This window comes from Algoriphagus marinus, from assembly GCF_001936475.1.
GTDB lineage: Bacteria > Bacteroidota > Bacteroidia > Cytophagales > Cyclobacteriaceae > Algoriphagus > Algoriphagus marinus.
Genome location: NZ_MSPQ01000017.1, coordinates 1 through 13,413, shown reverse-complemented (window position 1 = coordinate 13,413; position 13,413 = coordinate 1). Strand labels below are relative to the sequence as shown.

The 13,413-nt window shown below is 32.9% G+C and carries 9 protein-coding genes; 8 read left to right on the top strand and 1 reads right to left on the bottom strand.

All coding sequences use genetic code 11. The features are described from left to right. Position 1: 1 nt before the first annotated feature. The gene (locus BVC88_RS19685) at positions 2 to 1,015 is read right to left on the bottom strand and encodes a Gfo/Idh/MocA family protein (RefSeq protein WP_075352450.1); all 1,014 of its coding nucleotides are present in this window, start codon (positions 1,013 to 1,015) and stop codon (positions 2 to 4) included. 1,407 nt (positions 1,016 to 2,422) lie between these two features. Here BVC88_RS19685 and BVC88_RS19680 point away from each other — a divergent pair. From BVC88_RS19680 to BVC88_RS19640, 8 genes are all read left to right on the top strand, one after another. Next, the gene (locus BVC88_RS19680; protein ID WP_075352495.1) at positions 2,423 to 3,112 is read left to right on the top strand and encodes a sugar transferase; all 690 of its coding nucleotides are present in this window, start codon (positions 2,423 to 2,425) and stop codon (positions 3,110 to 3,112) included. Positions 3,113 to 3,744: 632 nt separating this feature from the next. Then, on the top strand, positions 3,745 to 4,527 hold the full coding sequence (rfbF, locus tag BVC88_RS19675; protein WP_075352449.1) for a glucose-1-phosphate cytidylyltransferase: 783 nt from the start codon (positions 3,745 to 3,747) through the stop codon (positions 4,525 to 4,527). Positions 4,528 to 4,605: 78 nt separating this feature from the next. Further along, a complete protein-coding gene (locus BVC88_RS19670; RefSeq protein ID WP_075352448.1) occupies positions 4,606 to 5,652 on the top strand; it encodes an NAD-dependent epimerase/dehydratase family protein in 1,047 nt (348 codons plus the stop codon). 12 nt (positions 5,653 to 5,664) lie between these two features. Then, positions 5,665 to 6,189, top strand: coding sequence for a dTDP-4-dehydrorhamnose 3,5-epimerase (gene rfbC, locus BVC88_RS19665; protein ID WP_075352447.1), 525 nt, complete (start codon positions 5,665 to 5,667; stop codon positions 6,187 to 6,189). Between the two features lie 11 nt (positions 6,190 to 6,200). Next, the gene (locus tag BVC88_RS19660; RefSeq protein WP_075352446.1) at positions 6,201 to 7,496 is read left to right on the top strand and encodes an NAD(P)H-dependent oxidoreductase; all 1,296 of its coding nucleotides are present in this window, start codon (positions 6,201 to 6,203) and stop codon (positions 7,494 to 7,496) included. Positions 7,497 to 7,850: 354 nt separating this feature from the next. Then, the gene (locus BVC88_RS19650) at positions 7,851 to 8,876 is read left to right on the top strand and encodes a glycosyltransferase family 2 protein (RefSeq protein ID WP_075352444.1); all 1,026 of its coding nucleotides are present in this window, start codon (positions 7,851 to 7,853) and stop codon (positions 8,874 to 8,876) included. Between the two features lie 10 nt (positions 8,877 to 8,886). Beyond that, a complete protein-coding gene (locus tag BVC88_RS19645; protein WP_075352443.1) occupies positions 8,887 to 9,960 on the top strand; it encodes a glycosyltransferase in 1,074 nt (357 codons plus the stop codon). A gap of 1,264 nt (positions 9,961 to 11,224) precedes the next feature. Next, positions 11,225 to 13,413 (top strand): Ig-like domain-containing protein (locus BVC88_RS19640; protein ID WP_175574457.1); only part of this gene is annotated, 2,189 nt, incomplete at its 3' end.

Genomic DNA, 13,413 nt, shown 5'->3' with positions numbered 1-13,413 from the left:
ATTAAAGGCTTGATTGGTTTTTAATTAATGAAATTGATTTGTCTGTTTTCCAGGCACTTTCAAAGGTGTTGATGGATCTATTATTTTCTCCGAGAACGGATTTTATGAAGTAATCAATTTGAGCAGAGTATTCTTCCCCTCTAAGGTAGAAGTTTACCTCCTCGGTAAGATCTGTCACATACTTTACATTCCATCCTTTTGAGTATCCTTTTGGAAACCCATCACCTTTAAAATACACTTTCAATTCGTTTGCATCAGATATAATTTTACCTTTAGTTCCTATAATTGTGATAGAGGTCGACATTTTTCGGTAAGTTTCGTCACTCCAATTTACAGAAATAACCCCGGAAGCTCCCGAATTAGAACCTACTAAGGCATAAACGGAATCATCCACATTTTTTGAATAGATTGATTTAAGCATTGAGCCTTTGCAAGAATCAATAGGAGAGATGATATCATTGATCAGATCGATTACATGAGAAGCGTAGTCCATTAAGCATCCACCTCCCTCAGTAGGATCGGATCTCCATGTTTCACTTTTTTTCTTTATCACCACCGGACCATAAGCTTCACCTTGAAAATGCGTTATTTCACCAATAGCTCCATTTTTCACAAGGTCTTTGACCTCTCTAAAAGTCCCCACAAATTTATTGTGGTATCCTACCTGATTTACAACGCCTATTTTCTTAGCCAGCTGTGTCAATTCATTACTTTCCTCAGGATTCAGGCAAAATGGTTTTTCAGTGAAAACATGGACTCCTTTATTTAAAAGCTCCTTGACCATTGGATAATGGTACTTTGTGGGCACTGAAACAAATACTGCATCAGGGCGGGACTCTTCTACCATTTTGAGATAATCAGAATAACATTTGTAACCACTATATCTTTCAAGAACTTCCACAACCATTTTTGAGGTATCGCAAACTCCTACGATTTCTACTTTTGGATGTGCTCCTAAAATTGAAAGATGAGACAACCCCATCTTTCCTGCTCCGATTAAAGCAACTTTTACCATGTTGTCAAGTGTGTTTTATTGTTTTTATTAAAATCTATTCTTTTGATACTGAGGTGATCGTCCTTAATTACTGCAAAGTACTTTAAATAATGTTTAAAAAGCAAATAAATGTATGTAAAACAAAAATAAACTAAAAGACCGGTTTAAATTTCGATTCGATATTCAGGGCGAAAATTCAGCGAATTTGATAATTCTGTAAATTGAGAAATCCTGAAATGTGGGAATACATTCATAGCCTTATTATTTGTTAGGAGAACTGTTCATTAATAGATAGAGCTAGGCGGAAATTTGAGAGGTTTACCTATCGTTTTAAACCTTTTGGTTAGATCCCAATGGCCCTTTTTTGAAAAATACTAAGAAAACTTAGTTTTTATTTTCTTCTAATCTTGACTATTCTCAGTTATTATTATTGTTTTTTCGATAGATATACTCCCTATCAATTAACTAATAAAGTTTAAAATCTTAGCTAAAGTTAGTGAAATTTTTCGTGTCAATGTTCCAAATTTTTCCTCAGTTCTTAGTTGGGTGTTTAATCCTAGATTGTACGTCCAATGCTGCTTTTATTCATGATCTCAGGAGACGCGGATCTAAGAAGAGTAATTTTGGGGGAGAACTGTTTCCTATGGTTTAATGAAGCATTTGTTAGACTTACTTTGGTTAGATTTTCCTAAATCAGATTGTGTCAGGTTCCTTAGTGATGGAATGGGAATATTTTTATCTTCCAAGTTTAACCAATAAGGTTTTGCGATTTCATGGTCTTCGATAGTTTGATCGGATATGTCAGGCCTGAAATTTCTCAGAGTTTTTTTAATAGGTGTCTAGTTTAGGTTAGAGCCAGGAAGATATTGGAAGGAAATAATTTTTGGCAGTATAATATGGTCTATAGTGGTGATTTCTAAGGTTTAAATAATGGATCTTTCCACACTTTTATGAGGGTATAAGATTGAAAGCAGTTTTTGGTAATGAGATTTTTTAAAATTCATTTGGTTTCTACCTACCTAGTCTGCTTGTCTCATAATCAAAGTTTTCTGCTAATACACACCTTAGTAAAGAGAGAATTGCTTCTCTGGAAAGGGAGTTGCATTTCATTCAGATTAATTTTTTTAAAGATTTTGATCAGCAAAAGTTGGCGCTGAGAAAAAAATGACTCAAGGTTGTTGCGGCTCAAAATTCAGGAATTCAGGGTTTTACAAGGCAGTATTGGGGTGATTTGGAAGCTTTTTTTAATTCAAATCTGTCCGAATTAATTCTCTTTTACTTACAAAAAATGTATTTCAAATAAAAAAAAATGTAATTCAATTGGAAATTCACTGATTTATTATCTAAATTTACATCAACAAATAAAAGGGGTATTTATCCTGACTTGGTTTGGGACAGTTTTTCAAAAAAAAAAAAATAGTTATCATCATGGCTACTACAACATCAAATCTTAACAGCGTTGAAAACTTTTCGATTAGTGCCGATTTTATTCTCCACAGGTATTCGGTAAATCTTCGTGATAACTCCCAGGTTATTGCTAAGAGGATCTTCGAAATTGTTTCGGTTAGTGTATTCCTTATCTTAATTGCAAGTTGGTTGTTTCCAATTATTGCATTACTCATTAAAATGGAATCGAAAGGACCGGTTTTTTACAAGCAGCTTAGACATGGTCAGAATAATGTGCCTTTTTATTGTCTCAAGTTTAGAAGTATGAAATTTGAACCAGAAAGTAAGTTCAAGCAGGCTACGAAAAATGATGATAGAGTCACTAAAGTTGGTGCTTTTCTAAGAAAGAGTAGTTTGGATGAGTTACCTCAATTATTGAATGTTTTAATGGGAGAAATGGCGATAGTGGGACCAAGACCTCATGCTATTCCAATGAATAGAGAGTTTGCTGAAAAAATCGAGAATTTTATGTTTCGACACATGGTAAAGCCTGGAATTACAGGTCTTGCACAAGCGAAAGGCTTTCGGGGAGAAATTAATGATTCATTCGATATGAATGCTCGTTTGAGATATGACTTATTTTATATCAAAAATTGGAGTTTCTTGTTTGACATTAAAATAATTTTGTTGACATTCTACAGTTTAATCTTTAAAAGCGAAAATGCTTATTAATTGAATTAAAACAAAGTTTAAAGTCCCTCTTTGATATTTACCAAAGAGGGACTTTTTTTTGAGAATAGATTTTTTCTGAATAGAAGTCTCATATAGTTATTACTATTTATTCTTGATGTTCATTCTTTATATAAATAAATAGAGTTTGAAGTTTTTTGAGTCTCCAAGGAGTAAATTCAGAACAAGATTTGAAGATATTCCATAACAAATTTTACTCTTTGGAAAATTGAATACTTAGGATTTTGTATAGAAACTAACTGATGGAATTGATGATTATTATAGTTTTAAAATTCGTATTTACTTAATTTACAGATTATTATGGTTTGTCATGGGACTAGCATATATATTTTAATAAAAAAATTTTGAATCCATTTGTTTTTCAAGGCTTATATCTAATAAATTTCTATTTTAAGTATCTTTTTCAAACCCTTCAAATCATATTTTTATTTGTTTTTTTTACTAACCTAATTTAAAAGCTATCAAAGTTGTTTGTTGCGCAGGATAAATATAAGCCTTTCAAAAAATTTCATATTTTGAATATTTATTTTTGCTTTTTATTAAACCTAGTTTTTCTAATGAAATATTTTTAATACTTTAAATAAAATTTTTACATCTAAACTTAAGCAATAACTATGAAAGCAGTAATTTTAGCAGGAGGTTTTGGTACTCGGATCAGCGAAGAAAGTGGGGTTCGTCCCAAGCCAATGGTTGAAATAGGTGGGAAACCGATCCTTTGGCACATTATGAAAATCTACTCTGCTCATGGAATCAATGATTTCGTAATTTGTTGTGGATATAAAGGACACATGATTAAAGAATATTTCTCAAATTATTTTTTACATATGTCAGATGTGACTTTTGACCTCAGAAATAATTCCATGGAGATTCACCGTAAAAATAGTGAGCCATGGAAAGTGACTTTGGTGGATACTGGTGAAAATACCATGACAGGCGGGAGAATCAAAAGGGTTGCTAATTATGTGAAATCTGAAACGTTTTGTCTTACCTATGGCGATGGAGTTAGCGACGTAAATATTTCCGCTTCTATTGCATTTCACAAAAAGCAAAAGACTCTAGTTACTCTGACTGCGGTGCAGCAACCTGGTCGATTTGGGATTTTTACATTAGGAGATGAAAGTACAAGAATTGAAAGTTTCAAAGAAAAACCTAAGGGCGGTGGCTCCGAAAATGCATGGATAAATGGAGGTTTTTTTGTTGTGGAGCCTGAAGCTTTGGATTTTATTTCCGATGATCAAACCGTTTGGGAAAAAGATCCTCTTGAGAAACTTGCAGAAATTGACCAACTTTCTGCCTTTAAGCATTTTGGTTTTTGGCATCCTATGGATACTCTAAGAGATAAGCAAGTTCTCGAGAACTTGTGCAATGCCAATAAAGCGCCATGGAAAATATGGTAATTTGAATTTTACTTAGGATATATTTAGCTCCAACTGAAAATTGAAATTATTTTGTACAACTTCTTGAAAAAAGATCACATGAAAATTCTAATAACAGGAAATATGGGATACGTAGGTCCCGGATTAATAAGTAAACTACGTCAATCACATCCCCATGCTGAGCTAATAGGCTATGATATGGGGTATTTTGCCAAGTGCTTAACAAATGTTAATTTTTTACCTGATAATCAATTAAATAAGCAGATTTTTGGAGATGTAAGACATTTTCATGAAAGCTTGTTTGAAGGTATTGATTCTGTGGTCTATCTGGCAGCGATTTCAAATGATCCAATGGGAAATAAATTTGAAAAAGTAACTATGGATGTTAATTGTAAGTCAGCTATTAGAATGGCGGAATCAGCCAAGAAGAATGGAGTAAAATCGTTTGTATTTGCCTCAAGCTGTAGTATTTATGGGGAAGCAGATGACTATCCAAAAGTAGAAACTGACAGACTTAACCCACTTACTGCTTATGCTAAATCCAAAGTGGAGGCTGAAAATGGATTAATTTCGCTTGCAAGTGAAAACTTTGTTGTAACCTGCTTTCGTTTTGCAACAGCCTGTGGTCATTCTGACCGTCTAAGATTGGATTTGGTATTGAATGATTTTGTAGCTGGGGCTGTCACTTCAAAGGAAATATCCATTTTGAGTGATGGTACTCCTTGGCGACCTCTAATCAATGTATTAGATATGGCTAGGGCGATTGACTTTGGAATTAGCCGAAATGCAAGTAAAGGAGGAGGGTTTTTAGTAGTAAACACAGGTACAAATACTTGGAATTATCAGGTTGTCGAACTGGCAGAGGCCGTAGCAGAAGTGATACCCGGCGTTAAAGTATCTGTAAATCCGAATGCCCAACCTGATAAAAGGTCATACAAAGTCAATTTTGATTTATTTGCAGAGTTGGCACCGGATTACCTCCCTGTTTTTGACCTTAATAGAACTATTAAAGATTTATACTCCAACCTTACTGAAATGAATTTTAATGATCATCAGTATAGAAAATCTCAGTATATGAGGCTTGAAGTTTTAAATAATCTACAAAGTAAAAATTTTCTGATTGAGGACCTTTCTTGGAATTGGTGAAAATTAATAAATATGATATTTACTGAAACAAAACTTAAAGGTGCTTTTATTCTTGAAATCAAGAAATTAGAAGATGAAAGAGGATTTTTTGGAAGGTCATGGTGCGCTAAAGAATTAGCCGCACATGGTTTGAAACATGACATCAAACAAGCAAATACTTCCTTAAGTCTTAAGAAAGGAACGATAAGAGGCATGCATTATCAAAATGATCCTTTTCAGGAGACAAAATTAATTCGATGTACAAGAGGAGCAATTTATGACGTAATTATAGATCTCAGGAAGAATTCTCCAACTTATAAACAATGGGTGGGTGTTGAATTGACCCAAGACAATTATAAAATGCTTTATGTTCCTGAGGATTTTGCCCATGGCTTCATCACGCTGGAGGACAATTGTGAAGTTTCTTATTTAGTAACTCAGTTTTATACCCCAGGTGCTGAAGCGGGGATTAGGTGGAATGATCCTGAATTTAAAATTGAATGGCCAATGAACCCTGAAATCATATCTGAAAAAGATAGAAATCACCCTAATTTTTAAAATAACTCTATATGGTAATTATTGATAATGCATTAAAGAAAAGACACGCTGAAAATAACCCTATAAAAGTTGCAATGATTGGGGCAGGTTTTATGGCTCGGGGAATAGCCAATCAAATTGTCAATTCTGTCCCCGGAATGCGTTTAGTTGCAATTTTTAATAGAAATGTTGAAAAGGCAAGAGATGTTTTTTTTGAGGCTGGAATCCCGGATCCATTGTATACTGACAATAGAAGTGAATTAGAAAATAATATCAGGAATGGGAAATTCAGCATTACAGATTATGCGGATATCCTCTGTGAGGCTAAAGGAATAGATGCTATTATTGAAGTTACGGGAGCTATAGAGTTCTCAGCACGTATAATTCTCAAAGCCTTTGATCATAAGAAACATGTCATCTTGATGAATGCTGAAGTTGATGGTACAATAGGCCCCATTTTAAAAGTATATGCGGATAGGGCGGGGGTAATCCTTACTAATGCTGATGGCGATCAGCCAGGAGTTGAAATGAATCTTTATCGATTTGTTAAGTCTATAGGAGTAAAACCAGTTTTATGTGGGAATATTAAAGGCCTACATGACCCCTATAGAAATCCAACCACGCAAGAAGGTTTTGCCAAACAATGGGGACAAAACCCTAAAATGGTTACCTCCTTTGCAGATGGAACTAAAATATCTTTTGAACAGGCAATCGTTGCAAATGGAACTGGAATGAAGGTGGCAAAAAGAGGAATGTTTGGTCCAACTGTAGCAAGCGGAACCCCTCTGAAGGATGTATTTCAGGATTTATATCCCTTGGAAGTACTTTTAGAAGGCAATGGTATAGTTGATTATGTGGTAGGAGCTGATCCAGGGCCAGGAGTTTTTGTCCTTGGTACACATGATGATCCCAAGCAACAGCATTATCTTAATTTATATAAGCTAGGGAAGGGGCCCTTATATCTTTTTTATACTCCCTATCATCTTTGCCATTTTGAAGTTCCTTTAACTGTTGCCCGGGCTGTTCTTTTTCATGATGCTGCTCTCGCTCCTCTAGGGAAACCCATGGTAGATGTTGTCGCTACCGCAAAAGTCGATCTTAAAAAGGGTGAAAAAATTGATGATCTTGGGGGTTATATGACTTATGGTTTATGTGAAAATTATGAGGTTTCCATAAAGGAAAACTTATTGCCAATAGGTCTAGCAGAAGGGTGTTTGTTGAAAAATGATATTTCAAAAGACCAAGTATTGACTTATGATGATGTAATAATCCCATCAAACAGGCTTTGTGATAAATTGAGGGCTGAGCAAATATTATTTTTTCAATAATTGCTATCAAAAAGATAGATTTATGGTATTTAAAAATCTACATTGATAGGCGAATTTTTCAAAATTAGCTGGAAAGTAGAAAACAGCAAGGCTAGGAAATTTAGATTTTTGGGTAGTATGGCGTAATTTTTTGAGGAAAATGCGCATTCTTGAAATTTGATTTTGTTGGTTAGTTGTTTATAATCCAAAGCAAAATCCTTGTTAAAAAACAGTAACAAAGTTTACAATTTTAGAATATTTTCGATTTTGGCGCTTTATTTTTTAAATTTGACACTGTTCCTTTTCAAAAGGTAGGGGGGATAAATTTTTCGAAAAAAACATAATAAAGAAACAGTATTTTAATTCAATTAATAGATGAATTTATTACCACTCTCAGTGATCATGCCAGTTTATAATGGTGAAAAATACTTGGAAGAAGCTATTTCTAACGTATTGAGTCAGACTTTTACTGATTATGAATTACTGATCATAGATGATGGATCATCAGATTCTTCTGTCAAAATTATCCAATCGATAAAAGATTCAAGAATACGATTAATTAGAAATGAAAAAAATCAAGGCGTTGCATATACTCGAAATGTTGGTCTGAAAGAGGCAAAAGGAGAGTACCTAGCTTGGATGGATTGTGATGACTTAATCGAGCCAAATAGATTTGAAGTCCAAATTAATTATTTGCGTGAAAATTTGGAGGTAGGAATTTGTGGGACAGCTCTGCAAAGATTTGGTGAAGGAAAGCCATATATTTCGAGAAAATTTTTAGAACCATCATTAATAAAAGCTTCACTGTTATTTTATAATTCGCTTTTGTCCGCTACTACTATGTATCGAATGAAGATGATAAGAGAGGCAAAACTAACCTATAATGTAAAACTTGCAGTGGCTGAAGATTACGACTTTTTTTTTGATGCCAGTTTTCATTTTCCTATAAAGAATCTTGATCAGGTTCTTTATTATTATAGGGCTTCAGAATCAAGTATTATGAAAGTCTATAGTGATCGCCGGAAACAATTATTTGATTTTCATAAAATGATTTATTCAAAGGCTTTTGATAAGTTTGATATTCCCCATTTAGAAAAAAATTTTGAATTACATTATAGTTGTGCTTCTACTGAATTAATATCAAGTTTTTCAAAATTAAAAGAAGTTTATGATTGGCTTATTTATCTAAAAAATAAAAATTCAAAATTCAAAATATATGATGAAAATTCATTTGATAAAGTATTAGCATCAGTGTTTTTTTCAGTTTGTAAAAAATCATCTTCAATCGGGCCCCAAACTTTTCTTTTTTATTTAAATAAAAAAAATTCATTCATTACAGATGAATCCTTTCCTGAAAGTAAATTGTTGTTACGTTGTTTGATTTTTTACAATAAATTCTAAGAAAATTTTTATGAATAATATTTTGATTGTAAATAAAGAGCAATACGGCTATCATATCGATACTTATAAGTATTGTACGTATTTGTCTGATAAATTTAATATTACATATATATGTTGGGATGAGAATAAAAAAAGAATAGTTACTGAGGGAGTTAACTGTATTTATTTGAAAAGACAAGGGAGTTTGTTTAACAGATTTTCAATACTTTTGAAAAGTGTTAATATGAAAATAACTCAAAATAAATTTGATCTAGTTTTTGTTGTATATTTTCCTGGGTGTAGCCTTCTTAAATTATTAAATGTAAATTATTGTTTTAATTTAGATATTAGAACTATTGCTGTTACTGAGAGTAGAATTAAAAATTATTTACTTGATAATCTGCTTAAGTTTGAATCTCTAATTTTTAAAAATATATCCGTAATCAGTGAAGAAACCGGTAAGCAAATAAAGATAAGAGATTTTTTTGTTTTGCCATTAGGTGGAGATAGTCTTGTTAAATCTGACATTTCTTTAGAAAATCTTAACCTCATTTATGTAGGAACTCTTTCGAATAGAAATATTCTGAATTTAGTTATTGGTTTCCATGCCTATATCCAGAACTATCCTTTAGAAAGGATTTCTACACTTACGATCATTGGTGATGGATTTAATAATGAACTCCAGATAATACATCAATATATTAATGATAATGATTTAAAGGATCGTGTGTTTACAACTGGGTATATTCAAAATGATAAGTTGTGTAATTACGTTGAAAAAGCATCTTGTGGTGTTTCATATGTTCCAATTACCCCCTATTTTCAAAACCAACCCCCTACTAAAACATATGAGTATTTGTTGTCCGGACTTCCTGTATTAGCTACTAATACGCATGCAAATGCAAAAATTGTCAATAGATCAAATGGAATTTTAATTGAAGACAATGTGGAAGCTATTTCAAAAGGAATATTTGAGATTTCTAAAAAGCTTGATTCATACGATTCCAAACAAATTCAAAAAGAAATGGAGAAGAGTTTGTGGAAAAATATTGTTAATGAAATTCTGTATCCTTATCTAATTAGTATAATTCGGGATAAGAAATGAAAAGTAATTAATCGAATTTTTTTTATTTCAAAGAGATATCATCCTTAATTGCGAAATTGTTTGTTGAACAAATTTTAATCTATGATTCTGATTATCTAAAATCTAATTTTTAGATGATTAATTTTTAATCATTTTATTATGTCATTCATATTTAACGTTTGTTAGAGTTTTTACGAATAGATAACTTCTGCTCTCTTCTGGTTTTTAATGATACTAGAGGTTTGTAGTTTTTTATAATAGAAATAATTTCCTATATCAAATGAGTTTGATTCAATTTTTATTACTTATTTAAAACTGATATCAATTTTTTAAATGATCTTTTTTATAACCTATAAAATTAGGTTTGATAGGTATTTTTTTACGTTAACTGTTTAACTTTTTGTGGTGTGTACTTCCTAATCAAAATGTTGACATATTGGGCAACTCAAATTCAGGCTTCAATATTTTAAATTTAACATTCCTTTTTAAAATGCATTTTACTAATTAAGAAATCCAAAAATATATATAGGATTAAAACATTTCCATTTAGGCTAGTATTGGCATAGTCCTAGGATATAATTTTTTCATCACCCATTAAATGTGGAATTGCAATCATCTTCAGGTTGAATTCTAAATTTTGATCTTCAATCGTGATTCAAAAATAGAATTTTATCTGTTTTCTGGCTTAGTATGTTTATAACTCATTTTTGAGTTATCGATTTATTAGTGATAATGAAAACAAGATGATCTAATTCACTGATTTGGTCAAATACTGTAAGGCTTTATAATGTCATTTAAGTAATGGATTATAAGAATTGATAGGATTCTGTCCTTTAAATCCTGTCTCTTAGTAGTCTAAAAATCCATGTTTTCATTCCAAATGGTGTGCATTTGAGTTTTCTAATTCTTACCATTTGAATTGCAATCCTTTGAGATTCTATCATTTTACCCTTTCTGTACTCTAGTTAGGGCTAATCCATTTTAGTGTTAAAAATTATTTTAAAAAAAAAAAAATAGAAAAAATTATTCCATCGGCAAAAATATGAATATTAAATACACACATGTTTGTTTGAAGTATTTTAATTCAATGTTCATATTTTTTCATGATAATTTTCATCAATCGTAATTTTGTTTTTTAATAAAATATTTTGCTTGTTTCAAAACATGATGTCTCTTAGACGAAATACATTTTACTGTTTGATTGAAACATGAAAATATATTTAAAATCATGAAATATAAAATTCAATATTTAATAGGCAGTATTCTAAGTATAAAATACATATAGATGAAAAAAACATTTACTAAATACTTCTTGTCTCTTATAGCTCTTTTTGGAGTTAGTATTTCTTTAATGGAAGCTTCTGGATCTCATTTATCAATCAATACTAATTTGAATAGTTTTATAGCTGAAGATTCGGACATTATATTAAAAACGCCTTTTGTATCTAAGAATACTGATTTTGTAACAGGTGTTCCAAAATTATTATTGAATACTGTTGATTTTAATGAAGATTTATTCAATTCCCAGGTTTATGAAATTAAATCAAACAATTTCGTTCAGCTTGTAGCAGAACCCTTCTTGGGATATTTGTTTAGTCATTGGAGTATTGACGGCAAATCTGTTAGTGAGAACATTGTGTATGAATTTTTGATGCCAGAAAAAGATGTATTAGTTTCAGCTAATTACATTCAAATTGATGTCCCATCTGTTCAAATTAAGTCCCCTGTTGAAAATTCTGTTTATACTACTTCTGATGTCATAAGTGTTGATATTGAGGCCAATAGTACTTTAGGACAAGTTGAAAAGGTAGAATTATTTATAAATGATAATCTTGTCTATACTTCCTTTGTGTTGCCCTATAAATATGAATTGAAAAATTATTCAGAAGGTAAATATAATTTGAAAGCTGTTGCAACCGACAATACAGGTCAGTCGGCTACCTCGAAAGTAAGCATAGTTAATATTCAAAATTCCAACGTAGCTCCTACAATTAGCATTATCAGTCCAAACTCTAATTCTCAGTTTTTGAAGGGAGATAATGTAAATGTTACCGTAAATGCCACAGATACAGACGGAACGATCACTAAAGTTGAATTCTACAACGGAAACACTTTGTTGGGAACTGATACTACATCTCCTTATAGCTTTGCCTGGACAAACCTTCCGGTAGGAAACTTCACTTTGACTGCAAAGGCAACAGATAACAAAGGAGCAGCTACTGTTTCATCCCAAACAAACATCAATGTGGTTGAAATGCCAAACGTAGCACCAACTGTAAGTATCACTGCTCCAAACGCAAATGCACAGTTCACACAAGGCGACAATGCCAACATCACTGCAACAGCTAGCGATGCGGACGGAACTATCACCAAAGTTGAATTCTACAACGGAACCACTTTGTTGGGAACGGATACCGCTTCTCCTTACAGCTTTGCCTGGACAAACCTTCCAATAGGAAACTTCACTTTGACTGCAAAGGCAACTGACGACAAAGGAACAGCAACTGTTTCTGCTCAGGTAAATATCAATGTAGCTGAAAAATCAAATGTAGCACCAACAGTAAGCCTTACTGCTCCAAACTCAAATGCTCAGTTTACACAGGGCGATAATGCAAGCATCACTGCAATAGCCGCCGATGCGGACGGAACGGTTACCAAAGTTGAATTCTACAACGGAACTACTTTGTTGGGAACGGATACCACTTCTCCTTACAGCTTTGCCTGGACAAACCTTCCGGTAGGAAACTTCACTTTGACCGCAAAGGCAACGGACAACAAAGGAACGGCTACTGTTTCTGCACAGGTAAATATCAATGTGGTTGAAAAGTCAAACGTGACACAGGTAGAAAGCTTTACTCTAATCAATGCAGATACAAATCTGGATTTGTTTAACCTGACAAACGGAATGCAGATGGAAGGAAGCATTGTTTCAGACAAAAAAGTGAACATCAGGGCCAATACAAATCCATCTGTAGTAGGAAGTGTTTATTTTACTTTGTCAGGTCAAGTCAACCTAACTAGATTAGAGAATGCTGCACCATATGCACTTTATGGAGATAATAATGGAGTCTACTTTGGTATGGATCTTCCTGTAGGAGCTTATACTCTTACAGCGGTTACTTACTCAGGATCAAATAGAGGAGGGGAGCAAGGGCCGATTCGAACTATTACCTTTAGTGTAGTAGATACTCCAAACGTAGCACCAACTGTAAGCATCACTGCTCCAAAAACTAATGCTCAGTTCACTCAAGGCGACAATGCAAGCATTACTGCAACTGCAGCAGATTCAGACGGAACGATCACCAAAGTTGAATTCTACAACGGAACCACTTTGTTGGGAACGGATACCACTTCTCCTTACAGCTTTGCCTGGACAAACCTTTCGGTAGGAAACTTCACTTTGACTGCAAAGGCAACGGATAACAAAGGAACAGCTACTGTTTCTGCAGAAGTAAATATCAATGTGGTTGAAAA